Origin of the sequence: Paracoccus acridae (assembly GCF_014642735.1) — a bacterium.
GTDB lineage: Bacteria > Pseudomonadota > Alphaproteobacteria > Rhodobacterales > Rhodobacteraceae > Paracoccus > Paracoccus acridae.
The window spans coordinates 20,625-41,333 of sequence record NZ_BMIV01000018.1; the positions used below are offsets into that span (position 1 = coordinate 20,625).

Consider the following 20,709-nt stretch of genomic DNA (forward strand, 5'->3'; position numbering starts at 1 on the left):
AAGTCCGAAGGAGTGGTTAATGTCCCTGCGCAGGGCCGAGGCCGTGCTGGCCCGTTTCGGCTTCGACCGCTACATGCTGATGCTGGTGCTGACGGTTGTGCTGGCGACGGTGCTGCCCGCGCGCGGCGTCGGGGCGACGATCCTGTCCCATGTGACCTATTGGGTGATCGCGCTCCTGTTCTTTCTTTACGGCGCCAAGCTGTCGACGGCGACGATCGTGGCGGGGCTTGCGAACTGGCGGCTGCAGCTTTCGGTGCTGGCGCTGACCTTTCTGCTGTTTCCGATCCTTGCCCTGGCGTTGAAGCCGCTGTCGCTGATCTGGCTGCCCACGGCCATCGGGGTGGGGTTCCTTTACATCGGCTGCCTGCCCTCGACGGTGCAAAGCTCGGTCGCGTTCACGGCCGTGTCGGGCGGCAATGTCGCCGGGGCGGTTTGCGCGGCGTCCATTTCGAACCTGATCGGGGTGGTTCTGTCGCCCTTGCTGTTCGCGCTACTGATCCCCCAGGGCACCGGCTATGGGGTCGAGCCTTCGGCGATCTGGAAGATCGTCCAGCAGATCCTGCTGCCCTTCGCGGCAGGGCAGTTGTGCCGCCCGCTTCTGGCAGGCTGGCTGGCGCGATATCGCAAGCCCACGATGATCGTGGACCGCGGGTCGATCCTGCTGATCGTCTATGCGGCCTTTTCGGCCGGCGTGGTGAACGGCATCTGGCAGGTGATCTCGGCCCCGTCGCTGGGCGTGCTGGTGGTCTTGTGCCTGGTCCTTCTGGCCATGGTGATGGGCGCGGCGGTTCTGGTTGCGCGCCTGACGGGCATGGATCATGCCGATCTGATGGCGGTCCTGTATTGCGGATCGACGAAAAGCCTGGCGACCGGGCTGCCGATGGCGGGGATCCTGTTCGCGGGGCAGGACATATCGCTGGTCATCCTGCCCTTGATGGTGTTCCACCTGCTGCAACTGGCGGTCTGCGCGGTGATATCGCAGCGCATGGCAGGGCGGCTGGACCTGAGGGCGGCGGAATGACCCCAAGCATCACCCTGATCACCACCGGCGGCACCATCGCCAGCCAGCAGAATGCCGATGGATCCAGCACCCCCAGCCTGGACGGGCAGGCGCTGCTGTCCCGGCTGGGCGATCTGCCGCCGGTTCGGCTGCGCGTGGCCGATCTGATGGCGCGGGATTCGTCCACCCTGACGCTGGCGGACATGCAGGCGATCAGCGACGCAAGCGAGGCCGAACTTGCCGGCGGGGCTGCGGGCGTGGTGATCCTGCACGGCACCGACGCGATGGAGGAAACCGCCCTGCTGCTGGCCTTGCAGCATCCCGGCGCGCCCGTGGTGCTGACCGGGGCGCAGTTCACCGACGACCACCCGCAGGCCGACGGTCCCGCCAATATGGCCGCCGCGATCCGGGCGGTTCTGGAGGGCGGGGGCGTGCGGCTGGCCTTCGGCGGGCGGGTTCTGCCCGCCTGGGGCCTGGTCAAGCACGCGACCGACAGCGCAGACGCCTTCCGCCTGGCGGCCGAGGCCGTGGCGCCGGACGTGACGCTTCGCGCCCCGGTGGACGCGGTGCGTGTGGATGTGGTGGCGATCCATCCCGGCGCAGATGCCACGCATCTGGATGCCAGCCTGGCGGCGGGGGCGCAGGGGATCGTGCTGGCGGCGCTTGGATCCGGGAACGCGTCCCCTGCGATCAGGGACGGGGTGGCGTGCGCCCATGCGGCGGGGGTGCCGGTGGTGATCTCCAGCCGGGTGCCGATGGGGCGGCTGACCGCAAGCTATGGCGGGGGCGGAGGCGGGCATGACCTGGTCCGCGCCGGGGCGGTCCTGTCGCGCGTGCTGCGGCCCGGTCAGGCGCGGGTGCTGCTGGCCGCGCTGATCGCTGGGGGACAGGTGGACCGGGCGGCGGAACTGTTCGGTTAGGCCTCCGCTGACGGGGGCGCCATGCCGAACCACAGGCGCTGCAAAATGCCTATTCTTTCGCCATTTGCCCGCGCCGACCCATTGCCGCCCCTTGCCCGGCATTGCGCCCGGCCTGTGGCGTGTGCAAGCAGAACCCATGTCGAAGCGCCTTCTGATCGTTGTCGTCGAACCCGACCCGGACCGGGCGCAGCCCATCGCCGACGGGTTGCGGGATACGGGCGACCACGACATCCGCATCATCGCCGAACAGTCCGGCCTGGCCCGCCAGGTGGCCGATCTGCGCCCCGACGTGGTGCTGATCGACATCGCCAACCCTTCGCGCGATATCCTCGAGGAACTGGCCCTGGCATCCGGCCCCTCGGAACGGCCCGTGGCGATGTTCGTGGACCGGTCGGACGAGGGGCTGACCCGCGCCGCGATCGAGGCCGGGATTTCCGCCTATGTCGTGGACGGGCTGCGCCCCGAACGGCTGAAGCCCGTCCTGGACGCGGCCATCGCGCGGTTCCACATCTTCCAGCAGATGCGCGCCGAACTGGCCGCCACCCGCGCCGCGCTTGAGGAACGCAAGATCATCGACCGCGCCAAGGCGGTGCTGATGAAGGCCCGCGGCATCGACGAGGAAGCGGCCTATGCCCTGCTGCGCAAGTCTGCGATGGACCAGGGCAAGCGCCTGGCCGACATCGCGCAGCAGCTTGTCATGGCGGCGGGGCTTCTGGGCAGATGATCACGCTGCGCCTGGGCTATGTTCCCCTGATCGACGCCGCGCCCCTGATCGTCGCGCAGGAACTGGGTTTCGCAGCCGAGGAAGGGCTGACCCTGGATCTGGTCCGCCTGGGGGCCTGGGCGCAGGCGCGCGACATGCTGGGCGCGGGGCTGATCGACGGCGCGCAGATGCTGGTGCCCATGCCTGTCGCGCAGGCGCTTGGGCTGGGACCGTCGCTGCCCGCGATGGATCTGGTGATGGTCCTGTCCCATGGCGGGCAGGCAGTGGCGGTCAACCGCGACCTGGAACGCCGCCTGCGCGACGCAGGCCATGATTTCGCCTTCGACGATGCCCGCGCCGCCGGGATGGCCTTGCGCGGTGTGGCGGCGGGGAGGCGGCTGCGGGTGGGGGTGCCGTTTCCCTTTTCCACCCAGTCCGAACTGGTGCGTCACTGGCTGACGGGCTGCGGATTCCCGCCTGCCGACCTGGACCTGATCACTGTGCCGCCGCCGATGATGGCCGATGCGGTGGCGCGCGGGGATGTGGATGCCTTCTGCGTGGGCGAACCCTGGGCCAGCTTTGCCGTGGAACGGGGCCTTGCCGCGCTACTGCTGCCCGGCATCGCCATCTGGGCCGCGCCGCCGGAAAAGGGCCTGGTCCTGCTGCGCGGCTTTGCGGAGGCGCGCCCTGCGGAAACCGGCGCCTTGATGCGGGCGGTCTGGCGGGCGGGACGGTGGCTGGACGATCCCGATCATCGCGGCACGGCGGCGGAAATCCTGTCGCGTCCGGCCTATCTGAACCTGCCCCCGGACCTGGCCGAACGGGGTCTGACGGGGCGCCTGACGATTTCCGGCCGCGGCGAGATGCGAAAGGTGCCGGGCTTTGTGGCCTTCAATGCGGGCGCGGCCAGCTTTCCCTGGAAAAGCCTGGCCGCGTTGTTCGCCGCGCGCATCGCCGACCGGCAGGGATTGGACCGGCAAGCGGCCATGGCGCGTGCCATGGATCATTTCCGCACCGACCTTTACCGCCTGCACCTGCGCCCGGCGGGCGCGCCGCTGCCCGGCGCCTCGCAACGGGTCGAGGGTGCTTTGGCCCAGGATCGGTCCGTCGCCGCCGAACGCGGCGGAATGATTCTGCGCGCCGATGCCTTCTTCGACGGCTTCAGCTTCGATCCCGCATCCGCGAACTGACCAAAAGCCGGGCATCGCGCGCAATCTTTCCGCGCCTATCGCCCGCAGCGGCCAAGGCAAGCAACCGAGGGCTTGTGATGGCCGCGCCTCATGGCGATCCTGCATCCATGGCCCGGCGCAATGGCGCGCCAGCGGCCCGCGCGCAACGATGCGGCATTTCCCCAAGCGTGACGACGACGCCGGCCCCTGAAGGCCCGGTTTCCGCGCATCGACCGCCTTCGCCGCATTGTCCCGAAAGGAACGCCCATGTCCTATGTCACCCCCACCGATTTCGCCCGAAAGATGATCGACGCCGGAGAGGCCAAGGTCTTCATGTCCACCAAGGACACGTTGATCCGCGCCTATATGGCGGGCGCGATCCTGGCCTTGGCCGCGGCCTTTGCCGTGACCGTCACCGTGAACACCGGCGATCCGCTGATCGGCGCGCTGCTGTTCCCGGTGGGCTTCTGCATGCTGTATCTTCTGGGCTTCGACCTGCTGACCGGCGTCTTTACGCTTGTCCCGCTGGCCCTGATCGACAGGCGCCGGGGTGTCACCCTGCGCGGGATGCTGCGTAACTGGGGCCTGGTCTTTGCGGGCAATTTCGCGGGCGCCTTCACCGTGGCGATCTTCATGGCGATCATCGTGACCTTCGGCTGGTCCGAGGCCCCGAACGCCGTGGGCGAGAAGATCGGCCATATCGGCGAAGGGCGCACCGTCGGCTATGCGGCCCATGGCGCGGCGGGGATGCTGACGCTGTTCGTGCGTGCGGTCATGTGCAACTGGATGGTATCCACCGGCGTGGTCGCCGCGATGATGTCCACCAGCGTGTCGGGCAAGATCATGGCGATGTGGATGCCGATCCTGATCTTCTTCTACATGGGGTTCGAACATTCCATCGTGAACATGTTCCTGTTCCCGGCGGGCCTGCTGCTGGGCGGCAACTTCACCATCATAGACTACATGATCTGGAACGAGATCCCCACGGTGATCGGCAACCTGGTCGGCGGGCTGACCTTCGTGGGCGCGATGATCTATGCCACGCATCACAAGACCTCGCCCGAACTGGACCGCGACCCGGCGCCTGCGCCCGTGGCCGTTCCGGCGGAATGAACGCGTTCAGGGCGGCGAAAGCTGGATCCGCCACCCGCCCGAGGCATTGACCTGAACGCGATAGGTGCCGGGCGTCTCGATCAGGAAATGCCCGGTTCCCGCGCCGCCGTGATGCAGGTTCTGGGCCACCGCGTCGGTGGCGTCGTCCAGAAGATAGGCCACCAGGATCGCGTCGTCGCTGGCAAAGCCCAGAACCTGCGGCGCGGCGATGGTGAACGGCCCGGCCATGCCGCTGCCCTTGCCCTGGAAGGCCGTGGCGGGTGCCAGGGGCAGGGCGTCGTAACAGGCAAGCCGCGCCCCGTCATCGGGCAGGGCGCGGCAACCGGCCAGATCGGCATGGGCGGGGACCGCCAGCAGCCCCGCGAGGATCACCAATCGACGGGGCACCCGGTGCAGTTCTCCATGTGGACGCCTTCCCAGATGGTGAAGCGGTTGGTGTTGTCGCCCAAGGTCGCATCGGCCAGATCGGCGTTATAGAATTTCGCCTCGGACAGGTTGGCGGCGACGATGGTCGTGCCGACGAAGCGCCCCTTGCTGGCCCAGACGGCCTCCATCGACACGGCGGTCAGGTTCGATGCGCTGAAGTCGATCCCGGCCATGCGGGAATAATCCAGATTCGCCCCGGTCAGGTCGGCGTCGCGGATTGTGGCGCCCTGCAGATAGGTTTCCGACAGATCGGCCCCGCGCAGGTCCGCCCCCGTCAGCGTGGCGCCCTTCAGTTGGGCACCGCGCAGGTTCGCGCGCACCAGCCGCGCGCCTGTCAGGTCCGCCCCGTTCAGCGACATCCCCGACAGATCCTGGTGGGACAGGTCCACGCCGGGGCAGGACGCGCCGGGCTTCAATTCGCAGCCGTCGATGGTCTGCGGGCCTTCGGGCCGGTCGTCGGTATCGGTGATGACCGGATAGCCCGCGCCCGACAGCGGGTCGGCCATGGCTGCATGGGCGCAAGGGGCCGCCAGCATCAGGGCCAGGGCGATGGAATGGCGATACATGGTTCCTCCCACGGGAAAGGGGCGGGGGCAAACCCCCGCCCGCGTGATCACTGGGCCGAGGCCAGCAGTTCGTTCGGGATCTCGAAGACCCAGAACGACCCACCCTGGCTGACCTGCGTCGTCAGTTGCGCCATGTCCCCGCCCCACAGCGGCACAGCCCCGCCATAGCCCGAGGCGATGCCCAGGTACTGCTTGCCGTCCATTTCCCAGGTGATCGGGCTGCTGACGATCCCCGACCCGGTCTGGAACTTCCACAACTCCTCGCCGGTCTGGGCGTTGAACGCCTTGACATAGCCGTCCGAGGTGCCGGTGAAGACCAGGTTGCCCCCGGTGGCCAGCGTGCCCGCCCACAGCGGGAATTCCTCCTTGTGTTCCCAGACCTTCTCGCCGGTGGCGGGGTCGAAGGCGCGCAGGGTGCCGATGTGGTCGTCATACAGCCGCTTGATGCGGAAGCCCTGGCCCAGATAGGCGGCGCCCGCCTGGTAGGTCACGTTTTCCGTCCAGTAATCCTCGGTCCAGTTGTTGGCGGGGACATAGAACAGGCCGGTGTCCTTGGAATAGGCCATCGGGTTCCAGTTCTTGCCGCCCAGGAACGGCGGCGTGACCTGGATGGTGGCGCCCTTCGTCTCGCCTTCCTCGGGCAGGGGCGGACGCTGGCCCTCGACCTCGATCGGGCGGCCGGTTTCCAGGTCGATGCCCTTGGCCCAGGTGATCTGGTCCACGAAGGGGAAGGCGTTCAGCAGCGCGGTGGGCTTGTTGATCTCGGTGCCGCGCTCGGCCAGCTTGTCGGTGTCGGTCACATAGAAGAAGCCGTTGCGGTCGGCATGCGCCCCCGCGCGGTGGGTGTTGCCGTCCTTGTCTGTATAGTCGAACAGGATGATCTCGTTGTTGCCGGAAAAATCCCAGGCGTCGTTCGGCGTGTGCTGATAGAAGCCCACGACCTCGCCATTGGTCGGGTTCACATAGGCCTGACCCGAGGTATAGAGGCTGTCGTAATCCTTGAAGTTGCCGTCCTGCGACCGCGCCCAGGTGTTCCAGGGGGCCGGGTTGCCGGTGCCTACGACGATGGTGTTGGTGGCCACGTCGAAGGCCGCCGACTGCCAGGGGGCGCCGCCCCCGTGGCTCCAGGCCTCGACCTTCGACCCGTCGGGATTGACCGGCCAGCTTGGCGCGTCGGGGTTGCCGGTGGGGGTGCTTTCGGCGCCCGCCAGCGTGCCCTTGTGTCCTTCGACAAAGGGGCGCATCCACAATTCCTCGCCCGTGTCGGGGTCGCGGGCGTAAAGGCGGCCGATGACGCCGAATTCGTCGCCCGAGCTGCCGTGGATCAGCATCACCTTGCCGGATTGCGCGTCCTTGATGATGGTGGGCGCGCCGGTCAGGGTATAGCCGACCTTGTGGTCCGCGAACTTCTCGCGCCACTCGACCTTGCCGGTTTCCTTGTTCAGCGCATAGACGCTGGCATCCAGCGCGCCGAAGAACACCTTGTCGCCATAGATCGCCGCGCCCCGGTTGATGACGTCGCAGCAGGGGCGGATGTCGTCGGGCAGCCGAGCCTCGAACTTCCATTTCCGTTCGCCGGTCTTGGCGTCAAGCGCCCACATGCGGCTGTAGCTGCCGGTGATGTAGATCGTGCCGTCATGGACGATGGCCTGGGTTTCCTGGCCACGCTGCTTTTCGTCCCCGAAGGAAAAGGCCCAGGCCGGGCGCAGGTGCCGGACGGTTTCGGTGTTGATCTGGTTCAGGCTGGAATACCGCTGGGCGTTGTTGCCCATGCCGTACATCAGCACGTCGCTGGTCGTTTCGTGGTCGTTCAGGATGTCTTCCCAGGTGACATCCTTGGCCACGGCGGCCGACAGGCCCCCCGCGACCAGCAGCGCAAGGGCGCTGACGGACGGGATGGTGAAAGATTTGCGCATACTCTCCTCCTTGATGGCAAACTTCGTTTCTGGTCGTCTGTCAGACGCTGCCGCCGATGACGGGCAGGGCGCTGATTTCGTGCGCGCGCCATTGCTGGACGGTGGCGCGTCGGTATTCGGCGGGGTTGGCGGCAAGCGCCGCGAAGGCGGGCATGGGGCCTGCGGCAAGCGCCTCGATCGGGGACAGGCCCAGGTTGGCGGCGGCGTCCATGCGGGCGGCGAAGGCGTCAAGATAGGCCAGCGTCTGCGCGACCGCGCGGCTGTCGCGGTGAAAAGGGCCGTGGCCGGGGATGGTGCCCGTGACGGGCAGCGCCCCAAGGGTGGACAGGGCCGCGCGCCAAACCGCGACGTCGGCATCGGGAAAGCTGGGCGCGCGGTCCAGGAACAGCAGGTCGCCCGCGATCAGGATGCCGGACCGCCGGTCGATCAGCGCCAGATCGGCGGGGGTGTGCCCCGACAGCGCCAGCAAGGTCAAGCCGCGCCCGCCAAGGGTCAGGTCGCCCCCTTCGACGGCTGCCGTGGCGGGCAGGGGCGCGGTGCCCTGCATCCACGACCCAAGGATCCGGTACAGCCCGTCCGACAGGGCCTGCGCCCCGGCCTTCTGCGCTGCGATGCAACCGGGCAGCGCATGGATCGGACGATCCGCAAAGGCCCCGTTGCCGAACCAATGATCCGGGTGATGGTGGGTGTTCAGCGCCGCGACGACCCCGCCAAGCCGTTGGTCCGCGAAGGCCCGCAGCGCCGTGCCGTGCCGCAGGGTGCCGCCGGTCTCCACGACGATGGCGCCCTGCGGCGTTTCCAGCATCGCCACATTGCAGATCGCCCCGCCATTGCCGCGCGCGATGCTGTCCTGCGCCCCTTCGAACAGCCAGACGCCATCCGCCACCTGCCGGGGGTCCAGCCGGTATTCCGGCGCGGCACGTGCGGCGACCGGCAGCAGCGCCGCAGCCGCACCCAGCAGGGTCTGGCGGCGGGTCAGGGTCACGGCGCCACCTTTCCCGAAAAGCGGAAGCCGCTGGTATCCCGCGCCGTGATGCCGACCGGGCCTTGCGCCAGGTCGCGGGGCAGCAGGAATGTCAGGACCGGGTTTTCCTCCAAGGGCTCGTGGATCTCCAGCCGGGCGATCTCGCCCCCTTGCGCATCCGTCAGGGTCAGGTCGGTCAGGTGATGGGCGGGGATGCCGTCGGCCAGGCCCGTGTCCATCGGGTGACGAATACCGACCCGCAGCCGTCCGGTATCGGGCCACAGGCGGGCGCGCATTTCACCAAAGCCGTCCTGCCAGTCGGGGCGGGCATGGGTCGCGGCAGGCGCGGAACAGCCGCCGCCCATGGCGTCGATGAAGGCGCCGCCCATGATCCATTCCGCCCCCGTCCGCGCGGATGCCCGGATCGGGCCTGCGATCTCGTATTTCACGCCGAAGCCCAGCAACGGCAGGGCGCGGCCGGGGTGAAAGACCAGGGCCAGCGGAAAGGGGCTGTAGTCGATGGTGACGACCATGCGGTCCACGGGGCCAAGCCCGGTCGCGTCCGCAAGGATCGGGACATGGCGCGCATCCTCGGCATTCGCGGGGGCCAGCAGGCGCAGGCCGGGATCGCCGCGCCAGGCATCGGGCGCGCCCAGCAGGTCGGCGCGGTGCAGGTCCCACATGCCGCGGTCCAGATCGGGCGGGGTCAGGCCGCCGCCAAAGGCTGCAAGCCCCGCGCCGCCCCCCGGCAGCTTGTGGGACAGGATCGCCGTCACCGCCCCGCGCCCTGTCAGTTCCGCACGGCGGCGGACAGGGTTTCGATGGCCGCCTTGATATGGGGCGGGTTCGACGACAACTGCCAGGCCGCCTCGTCGAAGGGCGTCACGGCGCGGGGGGCGCCCGACAGCGTCTCGAACCCTTCGCCCGCGGCGGAGAGTTCGAGGGCAAGCGCCGTGGCGGTGGCGGGATCGTACGCGACGGCGGCCAGCTTGTCGCGCAGTTCGGTCAACTTTTCCTTCTGCTCGGCGATTGCCGTCTCGTCCGCGCGGGTTTCCACATAGGTACGGATGGCCCAGATCGCCTGCTGGTTCAGGATCCCCTCGAAGGGGGGCATCTTCACGGCGCCGTTCTGTTCATAGCCGTGCAGGATCCGGTCCAGATACCATTCGTCGCCGAACGCGTTGGCCTCGAGATAGCGCAGGTCCGGCGCCAGCCCGCCCGAGATCGCGCCAAGCCCGTGGCAGCGCGCGCAGTTGCTGTTGAAGCCCTTGGCGCCCACCTCGACCGCCTTGAACAGGACGGCGGGATCGGCCTCGCGCCAGGGGTTCTCGGAGGCCATGTCCTGCGGCAGTTCGGGCAGGCCGGTGGTGTCCACCGATTGCGGCGCGGTGTCCCCATGGCCAAGCGCCGCCGCCGCCCCCAGGATGATGCCGAAGCCGGCCCAGATCGTTGCCTTGCGCATTGCGTTGTCCCCCATCTCCGTCGTTCGGCACAGGATCGGGGCAGGGGGCGGTTCCGGGCAATTCTCCAATGGTCCATCCGGCAGGGGGGGTCTTACGCCGAAGGTCGAATTGGTGGGGGCGGGGTGTTGTGAAAGGCTGGGCGCATGAGCCTGCCGCGCCTGATCCCCGCCGCGCTGATCGCGCTGATGCCACCCGCCGCCGGGGCCGAACAGGTGTTCGACGCCGCGACCGGGCTGCGCATCGCGGCCTATCGCGCGCCGGTTCCCGACAGCGTGCCGGGGGGCCGCGTCGTGGATGCCCGGACGGTCGCGGACATGGCCGCCGGGGGCGCGATCCTGATCGACGCGATGGCCACGCCCGGACATTCCATCACCCCCGACGGCACTTGGATCATTGCCGCGCCGCACCAGACGATCCCTGGCGCCCATTGGCTGCCCGAGATCGGGCGCGGCCATCCCGACCCGCGCATAGCCGACGGATTGCGCAAGTCGCTGGAGGGATGCGCCGACCGCCCCGTGGTCCTGTTCTGCAAGACCGACTGCTGGATGAGCTGGAATGCCGTCCAGCATGTCGCGGCTCTGGGGCGACGGGACATCGGCTGGTATCCGGGCGGCGTGGACGACTGGGCCGATGCGGGGCGCGCCTTGCAGCCGGTGGACCCCTTGCCCATCGGCGCCAGCCTGTGCGGCATGGACGCCAGCCCCCAACAAGCCCTAGACTGACCGAAACCGCGAAGGGCATCCGCCATGACCCAGACCCACCGCCCCATCGCCTCGGTCCTGATCGTCGAGGATCATCCGCTGTTCTCGGACGCGCTGTCGATCACGCTCCAGATCGTGGGCGGCATCAGCAGCGTGCGCACCACAAGTTCCATCGCGGACTGCCTGCGCCAACTGGCTGTGGGGCCGCAGCCCGACGCGGTGTTCCTGGACCTGAACCTGCCCGATGCCGATGGATTGGACGGTCTTCTGAAGGTGCGCAAGGCCGCGCCCCAGGCGGCGCTTCTGATCGTGTCGTCGCTGACCAGCCCGGCCATCGTGAATGCCGCGATCGAATTCGGGGCATCCGGCTATGTCCCCAAGCACAGCCAGCGGCAGGTGTTCCAGGAGGCACTGGCCCGGATCGGCCGGGGGGAAATCTATCTGCCGGATGGTTTCGTGGCCTCGGACACGGGCGCCAAGCCGATGGCCCTGACGCGGGACCGGCTGGAAAGCCTGACCGCGCAGCAGTCGAAGATCCTGTCGCTGATATCGGAAGGCAAGCTGAACAAGCAGATCGCGCATGACCTGGACATCGCGGAATCGACCGTCAAGGCGCATGTCACCGTGATCATGCGCAAGCTGGGCGTGCAGAACCGCACCCAGGCCGTCCTGGCCGCGCAGGCCGCGCGGTTTGACAGCCTTGCGGCGCGGTGACATCCTGCCTGCCTGAGGGGCGCGAACAGGCGATGGCAGGATGGACGGAGGGGATCCGACGGCGGCGCTGACGGGAACGGACAGGGGCGCAGGCGCCAGGGGGCGCGTTCTGCGGCGCGGCCAGGTCCCGGCGGGCGATCCGGCGGCGATGCTGCACCTGGCGGCCGATCTGGGGCCGGGTCTTGCGCTTGTGCTGGTCTTCGCCTCGGCCAGGGCGGATTTCGCGGCAACCATGGCTGCGGCCGAAGCGGCCTTTGGCGACACCCCGGTGCTGGGCTGCACCACGGCGGGAGAGATCGCGGGCGGCTATGTCGAGGATCGGATCGTCGCCGTGGGCTTTCCCGCGCGCGATTTCGCCGTCGAAACCATCGCCATCGAGGATCTGGACCGGATCGAGCCTGCCGTCTTGATCGACCGGATGATCCGCGCCCGCCAGCGGCTTGGCGCGCAGCATCCGGGTTTCGCCCATGAATTCGCCTATCTGATGGTCGATGGCAGCACCCTGCGGGAAGATGCGCTGATGGCCGTCCTGGGCCACGGGCTTGGCCCCGTGCCGCTGTTCGGCGGATCGGCGGGCGACGGGACGCGGTTCGGGCAAGGCTATGTCGCCCAGGGCGCGCAGGTGCGCACGAACGCGGCTTTCCTGACCTTCATCCGCACCCGCTGCCCGGTCAGGGTTTTCAGCTTCGACCATCTGGACGCGGGCACGGGACAGATGGTCGTGACCGGCGCCGATCCCGCGCAGCGTCGGGTCCACGAGATCAACGCGGCCCCTGCCGCCACGGAATACGCGCGCCTGCTGGGCAAACCCGGCGGGCAACTGGATCCCTTCACCTTCGCCGCGCATCCGCTGGTCGTGCGTGTCGGCGGCCGTTACCACGTCCGGTCCATCCAGCGGGTCGAGAACGGCACCGATCTGGTGTTCTTCAGCGCCATCGACGAAGGCGTCGTGCTGACGCTGGCGACGCCGCGCGACATCGCCCGGTCGCTGGAAGCCAGCCTTGCCGGGCTGGGGGCAGGGGGACCGCCCGACAGCATCCTGGCCTGCGACTGCATCCTGCGCCGGATCGAGGCGCAGCAGAAGCAGCAGTTGCGCGCCGTGTCCGAGGTTTTGGCCCGCCACAACGTCACCGGCTTTTCCACCTATGGCGAACAGTTCGGCGCCATGCATGTGAACCTGACCATGACCGGGGTGGCGATCTATGCCCCCGAGGGTGAATGATGGACAACCTTGTCGATCCTGCCGAACCCCCCGATGTGCAGATCGCGCGCCTGAAGAAGATCAGCCAGGTGCTGATGCGCCGCGTCGAAACCCAGACCGACCGCGACGGCGCCGCCTATTCCCAGTTCGAACGGGCCGTGGTGCTGGAAGACCAGGTCCGCCGCCGGACCGAGGAACTGGAACGCGCCCTGGGCCTGCTGAACGAATCGAACGCCCGCCTGTCCGCCGCCAATGTCGAGATCGAGGCCGCGCGACGCGATCTGGCAAGCGCCATCGAGGCGGTTCAGGAAGGCTTCGCCCTGTTCGGCGTCGATGACGTGCTGCTGCTGTTCAACGGCCGCTTCTGCTGGCAGATGCCCGATGTGCGGACCCGGCTGCATCCGGGCATGACCTTCGCGGACTATATCCAGGTGGTCAGCCGTTCGGCGATGCTGCGCCTGCCTGCGGGCCAGACGCCCGAGGACTGGGCCGAGACCCGGATGCGGCGGCACCGGCGCGATCATGTGATCTTCAATCTGGCGCTGACGGACGACCGCTGGATGCAGGTATCGGAACACCGGACGGCGAATTCCGGCACCGCCATCGTGCAGACCGACGTGTCGGATCTGATGCGCGCCGAACGCGAACAGCGCGAGCGCCTGCTGGACAACCAGGGCCGGATCATCCGGGCGACGCTGGATCACCTGGCGCAAGGCGTGGCGATCTTCGATGCCGAAGGCCTGCTGGCGGGCTGGAACCGCCGGTTCCGCGTCCTGACCGGGCTGCCGCCGCAGACCTTCACCCTGGGCACCCGGTTCCAGCGGGTGACCGACCAGATCCAGCAATCCTTCCGGCTGGCCGACAGCCAGTCCGCCGCCCGGATCGCCGCCTGGATGCAGGACCGGGCCGGGCGGGGGGCGTTATCCTTTGAACTGACGCAAAAGGACGGGGCGATGACGCTGGACGGGTTCGCGCAGCGTCTGCCCGATGACGGCTTCGTGCTGTCCCTGACCGATGTCACCGCCGAACGCGACGCCCTGCGCCGCCTGGCCCGCGCGAACGAGGAGCTTGAGGCCCGCGTGGCGGCGCGCACCGACGAATTGCGCGATGCCTTGGCGCGGGCGGAACGGTCCAATGCCTCCAAGTCGCGCTTCGTCGCGGCGGCCAGCCACGACCTGCTGCAACCCCTTTCGGCCGCCAAGCTGTATCTGTCCGCGGCCGATGCCGCCGGCACCAACAGCAGCGTGCAGAAGGCGGGCGAGGCGCTGACCAATGTCGAGCGCATCATCGAGGCGCTTTTGGACATATCCCGCCTGGAAACCGAGGAAGAACAGCTTTCCCAGGGCGATCTGGCGCTGAACGACATCCTGTCGTCGCTGGCATCAAGCTTTGCCCCGGCGGCCGCCGCCAAGGGGCTGCGGTTCCGCGTTCGTCCGACCGGCGCCCATGTGGTCAGCGACGGGCTTTATCTGCAGCGGATCGTGCAGAACCTGATCTCCAACGCTATCCGCTATACCGACCGGGGCGGGGTCTTCGTGGGCGCGCGCAAGCGCGGCGACAGCATCCGCATCGAGGTCTGGGACAGCGGCCCCGGCATCCGGTCCGAGGATCGGGACGTGATCTTCCAGGAATTCCGCCGGTTGCACCGCCGCGCCTCGGCCAGCGAGGGGATGGGGCTGGGCCTGGCGATCGTGGAACGCGCCTGCGCCCGGCTGGGGCATGGCCTGGACCTTCTATCCCGCCCCGGCCGGGGCAGCGTCTTTCGCGTGACCGTGCCCCTGACCGCCACGCGGCCGTGCCGCAGCGAGGACAGCGGCGATCCCCGCCGCCTGCCCTCGCTGGCGGGGACGGGGCTTCTGGTGCTGCTGGTGGATAACGACCACGAATTGCGCCGCGCCATGGTGGCGCTGCTGGAAGGCTGGGGCATCACCGTCCTGGACGCCGAAGGCCCGGAAGACGCCATCGCGCTGATCGACGAGATGGACTTCGTCCCCGACGCGATGCTGATCGACTATCAGTTGAACGACGACGTGGACGGGCTGGATCTGGTGGCGATGCTGCGCAAGCGGTTCGGCTGGCGCCCGGCGCGCATCATCTCGGCCGATCGTTCGCCGGTGCTGCGCGAACGCTGTGCGCGGATGGGCCTGTTCCCCATGTCCAAGCCCCTGGATACCGAGGCGCTGTATCATTTCCTGGCAAACGTGAATCCCGCGATTGCCTGACTTGTGATCCCCGCAGGGTGGCGTGGCCCGGAACGCTTGGCCTGCCGGGCGGTTGTGGCTTGGCACGCCAGCCGCAAAGGGCAGATCATGCAGCCAGCCGTCCGATACTCTCCTGACGTCGAAACCGTCACGCTTGACGAGCCGCAGGTGATCCGCGCCCTGTCCGACACCCTGCGCGACATCCTGGAAACCACCTCCAGGGATTACGGCCATGCCGTCCGCGCGGTCCACGCCAAAAGCCACGGCATCCTGCGCGGCGAACTGGAGGTTCTGCCGGACCTGCCCGCCGAACTGGCCCAAGGCATCTTCGCCAAGGCAGGACGATATGGTGCGATCATCCGCATCTCGACCAATCCCGGCGATCTGCTGCACGATTCCATCTCGGTCCCGCGCGGGCTGGCGCTGAAGGTCATCGGGGTCGAGGGCAAACGCCTGGACGGGGCCGAGGGGCGAAACCAGGATTTCATCTTCGTCAACGGCCCTGCCTTTCCCGCGCCCGATCCGGCGGCCTTCCTGAAGAACCTCAAGCTGCTGGCCAAGACCACCGACCGCGCCGAATGGGCCAAGCGCGGGCTGGCGGCGGTGCTGCGCGGCGCGGAAAAGGCGCTTGAGACGGTAGGGGGCGCAAGTGCGACCCTGCAGACCTTGGGCGGCGCGCCGAACGTGCATCCGCTGGGGGAAACCTATTACACGCAGACGGCTTTCCGGTTCGGCGACCATATCGCCAAGCTGTCGCTGGAACCCGCCTCCGACAGCCTGACACGACATGCCGGGCGGATCATCGACACCAGGGGCCGCCCCGACGCGATCCGCGAAACGGTCGCCGCCGACATGCAGACGGGTGACGCAGTCTGGAACCTGCGTGCGCAGCTTTGCCGCGACCTGGACCGGATGCCGGTCGAGGATCCGTCGGTCCTGTGGGACGAAAGCCTGTCCCCCTTCGTCACGGTGGCGCGCTTGCACGTCCTGGCCCAGACCGGCTGGACCGAGGATTCCGCCGAACTGGTCGATGAACACATGCGCTTTTCCGTCTGGACCGGCGTCCAGGCGCATCGCCCGCTGGGCGCCATCAACCGCGCCCGGCGCGAGCCTTACCGGATGTCGGCCGATTTCCGGTCCGCATTCAACGGCTGTCCCATCCACGAACCCGCCCGACAGGATACGACATGACCCAGGAACGCGATCAGGATCCGACCACGCCTTATTACGACCGGCCGACTGGGGGATGGGGGTCGCTGAAAAGCGTGCTGAAACATGCCGCGAAGGATCGGATCGGCCTGGGCACCCTGGACACGCTGCGCCGCCAGAACAAGCCGGGCGGTCACATGTGCACCTCCTGCGCCTGGGCCAAGCCGCCGTCCCCCCACCTGGCCGAGTTCTGCGAGAACGGCGCCAAGGCCACCATCTGGGACCTGACCCGCAGCCGCTGCGGTCCCGACTTCTTCGCCCGCCATACCCTGACCGAACTGCGGACTTGGTGCGACCACGATCTCGAGGCGGCGGGCCGGCTGACCCATCCGATGCGCTATGATCCGGCGTCCGACCGCTATGTTCGCACGACCTGGGGGCAGGCCTTCACGGCGATCGGCCAGGCGCTGAGGGATCTGGACCCGAAATCCACCGTCTTCTATGCCTCGGGGCGCGCCAGCCTGGAAACCTCCTATCTGTATCAGCTTTTCGCGCGGCTTTACGGGCATAACAACCTGCCCGACAGTTCCAACATGTGCCACGAGACGACCAGTGTCGCGCTGAAGCGGACCATCGGCGCGCCGGTCGGCACCTGTGTCCTGGACGATTTCGACCATTGCGACCTGATGCTGTTCTTCGGCCAGAACACCGGGTCGAACAGCCCGCGCTTCCTGCACCCCATCCAGCAGGCGGTCAGGCGCGGCTGCAAGATCGTCACCTTCAACCCTGTGCGGGAACGCGGCCTGGTGGAGTTCATGAACCCGCAAAGCCCGACCGAGATGCTGTCGGGCCGAGGGACGCCGGTCTCGGACATCTATCTGCAACTGCGTCCCGGCGGCGACATCGCGGCCATTGCGGGCATCTGCAAGCACCTGTTCGACAAGGGCGCCCTGGACCGCGACTTCATCGCCAAGCATTGCCACGGTTTCGATGCCTTCGAGGCCTGGATCCGCGCCCAGACCTGGGACGGGATCGAGGCGACCTCGGGCCTACCCCGGCAGGATCTGATCGAGGTGGCGGAGCTTTACGCCAAGGCGAAACGGGTGATCGGCGTCTATGGCATGGGTCTAACCCAGCACGTCCATGGCGGCGACAGCGTGGGGATGCTGGTGAACCTGCTGCTGATGGGCGGCAATATCGGGCGCGAGGGGACCGGCATCTGCCCGGTGCGCGGCCATTCGAACGTCCAGGGCCAGCGGACGGTGGGCATCGCGGAAAAGCCCGAACTGGTGCCCCTGGACAAGCTGGCCGACCTGTTCGGCTTCGATCCCCCGCGCGACACCGGCATGACGACGGTCGAGGCGGTCGAGGGCATGATCGACGGCACTGTCCGGGGGTTCATCAGCCTGGGTGGTAATTTCGGCCGGGCGATTCCGGACCTGGCACGGACCGAGCCTGCCTGGGCGGGGCTGGATCTGAACGTGCAGATCGCCACCCGCCTGAACCGCACGCATGTCTTGGCCGGGCCGGGCGCCTGGCTGCTGCCCTGCCTGGTACGGGCCGAACGCGACAAGCAGAAATCCGGGCCGCAGATGGTCACGATGGAAGACAGTCTCAGCCATATCCATGGATCCATGGGCAGGCGGCCGCCGGCATCACGGTATCTTCTGTCGGAACCCGCCATTATTGCTGGCATCGCCAAGGCGACGCTGCCGCCAAATCCGCAGGTCAAATGGGATGACTGGGTCGCGGATTACGGCCGCATCCGCGACCTGATCGAGGCGACCTATCCCGACCAGTTCGCCGATTTCAACGCCCGCATGACCCAGCCCGGCGGCTTCTACCGTGGCAATTCGGCGCGCGAACGGGACTGGCAGACCGAAAGCGGCAAGGCGGAACTGACCATCCCCGCCAGCCTGTCCGCGCTCGGCGGCGATCCCGCGCCCGATGCCTTCACCCTGGTCACGCTGCGGTCGAACGATCAGTTCAACACCACCGTCTATGGCTTCTCGGACAGGTTGCGGGGACTGTCGGGGGACCGGATGATCGTCCTGATCTCTCGGGAGGACATGGCTCGGGCAGGGCTTGCAGATGGTCAGCGCATTGCCCTGGTTTCGGCAGCGGATGACGGCATCCCCCGCCGGGTCGAGGGGCTGAGCGTCGTTCCCTATGACCTGCCGCGCGGCTGCATCGCCGCCTATTACCCCGAGACGAACCCCCTGGTGCCGCTGTCCCTTTATGACCAGGCATCCAAGACCCCGGCCTACAAGAGCGCCCCGGTGCGGATCGAGACCTGAACACCCGATCAACGATCGGAAGCGGTCGATTAAAGGAATCCGTGAGGTCCTTTCGGCCCATCACAGTTGCGGCCGGAACATGGGCTGCTTCTATCGATTGAAGGTCGTTTTCGATCTGTTCGGCAGTATGGACCTCATTCCAAAAAACTCCAAGATTGTCATTTATGTCATTGAGCTAAAACTTATAAGCAAGTTCGGAGAGACTTCGTGCATTGCTGTCCTTCGGAACAAGATTTACCTTAGGTTAAGCATGTTCCAAGAAAGCCTCTCCTCGGCTCTTAGAAACTGTGCTTAGGTTGCTATGCAGACGGTCACTGCGCTTTCCTTTTTACTGACACCTGGTGAAGCTCTAGCTCTACCCCTGTAACCACCCTCGGTGCTGCATGTCCGGTTCTCACCGAGGGGGTTCGCTGTCTGCTAGTGCGTTTTCTCCTTGCTTCTGCTCCTGCAAAGCCATGCAGTGCCTCCTTTTACCTTCTTCATGTCCGCCGCAACAAGCTTCTCCCTCGATTACAGTTCGGCGGCCTCGCGTAGGGCATGGTGCATCCGGATCTGCCAACCAGGGCCGCTGGCCTTGAACCGGACCACGACATGCTGGTCAGGCGCAGGGACACGGCGACCTTCGGGTTGTCTGCTTTTGACGCCCCCCGACGTTCTTGCGCATGGCCTCGGCGAGGGCGGGAAATGCCTCGCGGGACGGCCTTGCTGGGCAAATTGCTCTCCGCCTTGGGTGTGCAAGTTGTGGCTCCAGCCACCTGGATCTGCGCTGAAGGTGCGATTTCCAAGAAATAGCCTTACAAGATTCGGGCATAGGCGCATGTGTGCAGCCTTATGCCGTATCGGCAGTCAAGCGCGGCCGTTCAACCGATCGCGCAACAGCTTTCCCGTCTTGAAGAAAGGGACATGTTTTTGGTCCACGTCGATCGCTTCCCCCGTTCTGGGATTGCGGCCGTTCCGCGCATCACGCTTTTTTACCGAAAAAGCCCCGAAGCCGCGCAGTTCGACCCTGTTGCCGCGCGCCATGGCCTCGATGATCTCCTGGAAAACTGTGTCTATGATCCGCTCGACGTCATGATGAAACAGATGCGGGTTTTCGTCAGCAAGAAGCTCAATCAATTCGGAACGGGTCATCATTCCCCCAGACGGTGTAACGGCTTCATGACGTCGTTCACCGGACTTTTGACAAAAATCGACTTAGGAAAAGGCTCCAGGTTCTATTGCGATGCCAGTTTTGAGATCGCCGCGCAAGAGACGGGTAAATCTATTGCGCTGCTCCCCAACCTTGGACCGCCGGATTCTGGAGTTTTCCGGCTCGGTCATGGCGACGGGCTGGCTGCGCCGCCGGGATAATGCAGGGCGATCGGGACGTTATATCCAATCGCACTGTGGGGTCGGTCTTCGTTGTAGTGCCTACGCCAATCCTCCAGCTTTTCCTGTGCATCTGCAAGGCTCATGAACCAGTGCGCGTTCAGGCACTCTGAGCGCAGCTTGCTGTTGAACGCCTCAATGAAGCCGTTATCCGTTGGTTTGCCAGGTCGTGAGAAGTCGAGGGTGACGTCATTGGCATAGGCCCACAGATCGAGATCGCGGGAGATGAATTCGCTGCCGTTGTCGACCCGGATGGTTCTGGGATAGCCGACTTGGGCACAGACTTGTTCCAGTGTCCGAACCACATCTTCGCCGCGGTAGGTAAAGCGGGGATCGGCAACCGGGCAAAAGCGGGAATGGATATCGACGATGGTCAGAATGCGTAGCTTGTTACCCAAGGCCAGCTGATCGTGAACAAAATCCATAGCCCAGACATCATTTGGACCGACAGCCTCCTGACGATCATCGCGCAACTTCGCCTTCACCCGCCGCTTCGGGTGCTTGTTCCTGAGCTGCAGACCCAACTCATTGTAAATCTGGCGCGTCTTCTTGATGTTCACCTGCCACCCCTCCCGTCGCAGCAAGAGATGGATGCGCCGATAGCCGTAACGCACGCGCGTCTCGCAGATTTCCTTGATCCGTCGTGAGACGGCCGCCTGGTCGGTGCGCCGGACTTGTAGTGGAACGTGGAGGTGTCGAACTGCAGGGCCCCACAAGCCCCCGCGGATCGACACACTGAACCGCCCCGGGTTTACCGGAGAGTTTGTGGTTCAATGATTAGGCTGCTTTTTCGGCTGCGTTCAAGCTTGCGTAGAAGGCCTCCTCTGCTTCGTTCGGC

Annotated in this window: 20 protein-coding genes and 1 pseudogene; 12 read left to right on the top strand and 9 right to left on the bottom strand. The window is 66.8% G+C overall.

The window, feature by feature from the left end; genetic code table 11:
* The first annotated feature begins 19 nt into the window (after positions 1-19).
* From IEX25_RS16845 to IEX25_RS16865, 5 genes are all read left to right on the top strand, one after another.
* Positions 20-1,021, top strand: a complete 1,002-nt coding sequence (locus IEX25_RS16845; protein WP_188716597.1) for a bile acid:sodium symporter family protein — start codon at positions 20-22, stop codon at positions 1,019-1,021.
* On the top strand, positions 1,018-1,920 hold the full coding sequence (locus IEX25_RS16850; RefSeq protein ID WP_188716599.1) for an asparaginase: 903 nt from the start codon (positions 1,018-1,020) through the stop codon (positions 1,918-1,920). Before IEX25_RS16845 ends, IEX25_RS16850 begins: the two co-directional genes overlap by 4 nt.
* Before the next feature lie 136 nt (positions 1,921-2,056).
* Complete coding sequence (locus IEX25_RS16855; RefSeq protein WP_188716601.1) at positions 2,057-2,644, top strand: ANTAR domain-containing response regulator; 588 nt, start codon at positions 2,057-2,059, stop codon at positions 2,642-2,644.
* Entirely contained in the window at positions 2,641-3,813 is a 1,173-nt protein-coding gene (locus tag IEX25_RS16860; protein WP_188716603.1) for an ABC transporter substrate-binding protein, read from the top strand. Before IEX25_RS16855 ends, IEX25_RS16860 begins: the two co-directional genes overlap by 4 nt.
* A 246-nt stretch (positions 3,814-4,059) precedes the next feature.
* Positions 4,060-4,905, top strand: a complete 846-nt coding sequence (locus tag IEX25_RS16865; protein ID WP_188716605.1) for a formate/nitrite transporter family protein — start codon at positions 4,060-4,062, stop codon at positions 4,903-4,905.
* Positions 4,906-4,911: 6 nt separating this feature from the next.
* Here the strand turns inward: IEX25_RS16865 and IEX25_RS16870 are convergent, their stop codons facing one another.
* The 6 genes from IEX25_RS16870 to pedF are packed head-to-tail and all read right to left on the bottom strand — an operon-like array spanning position 4,912 to position 10,239.
* Entirely contained in the window at positions 4,912-5,292 is a 381-nt protein-coding gene (locus IEX25_RS16870) for a hypothetical protein (RefSeq protein WP_146038688.1), read from the bottom strand.
* On the bottom strand, positions 5,274-5,897 hold the full coding sequence (locus IEX25_RS16875; RefSeq protein ID WP_229665365.1) for a pentapeptide repeat-containing protein: 624 nt from the start codon (positions 5,895-5,897) through the stop codon (positions 5,274-5,276). The genes IEX25_RS16870 and IEX25_RS16875 overlap by 19 nt, the downstream gene beginning before the upstream one ends.
* A 47-nt stretch (positions 5,898-5,944) precedes the next feature.
* Positions 5,945-7,813: a PQQ-dependent methanol/ethanol family dehydrogenase gene (locus tag IEX25_RS16880; RefSeq protein WP_188716606.1), complete on the bottom strand. Its 1,869-nt coding sequence runs from the start codon at positions 7,811-7,813 to the stop codon at positions 5,945-5,947.
* A gap of 40 nt (positions 7,814-7,853) precedes the next feature.
* A complete protein-coding gene (locus IEX25_RS16885) occupies positions 7,854-8,798 on the bottom strand; it encodes a quinoprotein relay system zinc metallohydrolase 1 (RefSeq protein ID WP_188716608.1) in 945 nt (314 codons plus the stop codon).
* Positions 8,795-9,553: a quinoprotein dehydrogenase-associated SoxYZ-like carrier gene (locus IEX25_RS16890; protein WP_188716610.1), complete on the bottom strand. Its 759-nt coding sequence runs from the start codon at positions 9,551-9,553 to the stop codon at positions 8,795-8,797. Before IEX25_RS16890 ends, IEX25_RS16885 begins: the two co-directional genes overlap by 4 nt.
* Positions 9,554-9,567: 14 nt before the next feature.
* Positions 9,568-10,239 carry a cytochrome c-550 PedF gene (gene pedF, locus IEX25_RS16895; protein ID WP_188716612.1) on the bottom strand — a complete coding sequence of 224 codons (672 nt, stop codon included), beginning with the start codon at positions 10,237-10,239 and terminating at the stop codon, positions 9,568-9,570.
* A gap of 144 nt (positions 10,240-10,383) precedes the next feature.
* Between pedF and IEX25_RS16900 the strand changes: the two genes are divergently transcribed.
* From IEX25_RS16900 to IEX25_RS16925, 6 genes are all read left to right on the top strand, one after another.
* Entirely contained in the window at positions 10,384-10,962 is a 579-nt protein-coding gene (locus IEX25_RS16900) for a rhodanese-like domain-containing protein (protein WP_188716614.1), read from the top strand.
* 24 nt (positions 10,963-10,986) lie between these two features.
* Positions 10,987-11,655: a LuxR C-terminal-related transcriptional regulator gene (locus IEX25_RS16905; RefSeq protein WP_188716616.1), complete on the top strand. Its 669-nt coding sequence runs from the start codon at positions 10,987-10,989 to the stop codon at positions 11,653-11,655.
* 40 nt (positions 11,656-11,695) lie between these two features.
* Positions 11,696-12,877, top strand: a complete 1,182-nt coding sequence (locus IEX25_RS16910) for an FIST N-terminal domain-containing protein (RefSeq protein ID WP_229665366.1) — start codon at positions 11,696-11,698, stop codon at positions 12,875-12,877.
* Positions 12,874-15,078, top strand: a complete 2,205-nt coding sequence (locus IEX25_RS16915) for a hybrid sensor histidine kinase/response regulator (RefSeq protein WP_188716618.1) — start codon at positions 12,874-12,876, stop codon at positions 15,076-15,078. Before IEX25_RS16910 ends, IEX25_RS16915 begins: the two co-directional genes overlap by 4 nt.
* Before the next feature lie 87 nt (positions 15,079-15,165).
* Positions 15,166-16,248, top strand: coding sequence for a catalase family protein (locus tag IEX25_RS16920; RefSeq protein WP_188716620.1), 1,083 nt, complete (start codon positions 15,166-15,168; stop codon positions 16,246-16,248).
* Positions 16,245-18,503 carry an FdhF/YdeP family oxidoreductase gene (locus IEX25_RS16925; RefSeq protein ID WP_188716621.1) on the top strand — a complete coding sequence of 753 codons (2,259 nt, stop codon included), beginning with the start codon at positions 16,245-16,247 and terminating at the stop codon, positions 18,501-18,503. The genes IEX25_RS16920 and IEX25_RS16925 overlap by 4 nt, the downstream gene beginning before the upstream one ends.
* A gap of 510 nt (positions 18,504-19,013) precedes the next feature.
* Here IEX25_RS16925 and IEX25_RS20450 read toward each other — a convergent pair.
* Together IEX25_RS20450 and ihfB are read right to left on the bottom strand one after the other, a co-directional pair.
* Complete coding sequence (locus IEX25_RS20450; RefSeq protein WP_368856830.1) at positions 19,014-19,322, bottom strand: BrnA antitoxin family protein; 309 nt, start codon at positions 19,320-19,322, stop codon at positions 19,014-19,016.
* A 27-nt stretch (positions 19,323-19,349) separates the two neighbouring features.
* Positions 19,350-19,634 carry an integration host factor subunit beta gene (gene ihfB / locus IEX25_RS16935; protein WP_229665367.1) on the bottom strand — a complete coding sequence of 95 codons (285 nt, stop codon included), beginning with the start codon at positions 19,632-19,634 and terminating at the stop codon, positions 19,350-19,352.
* Between the two features lie 27 nt (positions 19,635-19,661).
* On the opposite strand from ihfB, the gene IEX25_RS16940 reads away from it, so the two are divergent.
* The gene (locus tag IEX25_RS16940) at positions 19,662-19,853 is read left to right on the top strand and encodes a hypothetical protein (RefSeq protein ID WP_188716625.1); all 192 of its coding nucleotides are present in this window, start codon (positions 19,662-19,664) and stop codon (positions 19,851-19,853) included.
* Here the strand turns inward: IEX25_RS16940 and IEX25_RS16945 are convergent.
* Positions 19,820-20,589: pseudogene (locus IEX25_RS16945) on the bottom strand (IS3 family transposase); the annotation flags it as partial. The gene IEX25_RS16940 and the pseudogene IEX25_RS16945 sit on opposite strands and share 34 nt — an antisense overlap.
* Positions 20,590-20,709 lie beyond the last annotated feature (120 nt).

Excerpts from the sequence above, each read along its gene's own strand:
- IEX25_RS16855 (WP_188716601.1), top strand. The coding sequence starts at position 2,057 with ATGTCGAAGCGCCTTCTGATCGTTGTCGTCGAACCCGACCCGGACCGG.
- IEX25_RS16915 (WP_188716618.1), top strand. The coding sequence starts at position 12,874 with ATGATGGACAACCTTGTCGATCCTGCCGAACCCCCCGATGTGCAGATC.
- IEX25_RS16900 (WP_188716614.1), top strand. The coding sequence starts at position 10,384 with ATGAGCCTGCCGCGCCTGATCCCCGCCGCGCTGATCGCGCTGATGCCA.
- IEX25_RS16850 (WP_188716599.1), top strand. The coding sequence starts at position 1,018 with ATGACCCCAAGCATCACCCTGATCACCACCGGCGGCACCATCGCCAGC.
- IEX25_RS16910 (WP_229665366.1), top strand. The coding sequence starts at position 11,696 with ATGGACGGAGGGGATCCGACGGCGGCGCTGACGGGAACGGACAGGGGC.
- IEX25_RS16940 (WP_188716625.1), top strand. The coding sequence starts at position 19,662 with ATGACGTCGTTCACCGGACTTTTGACAAAAATCGACTTAGGAAAAGGC.
- IEX25_RS16905 (WP_188716616.1), top strand. The coding sequence starts at position 10,987 with ATGACCCAGACCCACCGCCCCATCGCCTCGGTCCTGATCGTCGAGGAT.
- IEX25_RS16845 (WP_188716597.1), top strand. The coding sequence starts at position 20 with ATGTCCCTGCGCAGGGCCGAGGCCGTGCTGGCCCGTTTCGGCTTCGAC.
- pedF (WP_188716612.1), bottom strand. The coding sequence starts at position 10,239 with ATGCGCAAGGCAACGATCTGGGCCGGCTTCGGCATCATCCTGGGGGCG.
- IEX25_RS16880 (WP_188716606.1), bottom strand. The coding sequence starts at position 7,813 with ATGCGCAAATCTTTCACCATCCCGTCCGTCAGCGCCCTTGCGCTGCTG.
- IEX25_RS16865 (WP_188716605.1), top strand. The coding sequence starts at position 4,060 with ATGTCCTATGTCACCCCCACCGATTTCGCCCGAAAGATGATCGACGCC.
- IEX25_RS16925 (WP_188716621.1), top strand. The coding sequence starts at position 16,245 with ATGACCCAGGAACGCGATCAGGATCCGACCACGCCTTATTACGACCGG.
- IEX25_RS16875 (WP_229665365.1), bottom strand. The coding sequence starts at position 5,897 with ATGTATCGCCATTCCATCGCCCTGGCCCTGATGCTGGCGGCCCCTTGC.
- IEX25_RS16920 (WP_188716620.1), top strand. The coding sequence starts at position 15,166 with ATGCAGCCAGCCGTCCGATACTCTCCTGACGTCGAAACCGTCACGCTT.
- IEX25_RS20450 (WP_368856830.1), bottom strand. The coding sequence starts at position 19,322 with ATGCGCCTATGCCCGAATCTTGTAAGGCTATTTCTTGGAAATCGCACC.
- ihfB (WP_229665367.1), bottom strand. The coding sequence starts at position 19,634 with ATGACCCGTTCCGAATTGATTGAGCTTCTTGCTGACGAAAACCCGCAT.
- IEX25_RS16860 (WP_188716603.1), top strand. The coding sequence starts at position 2,641 with ATGATCACGCTGCGCCTGGGCTATGTTCCCCTGATCGACGCCGCGCCC.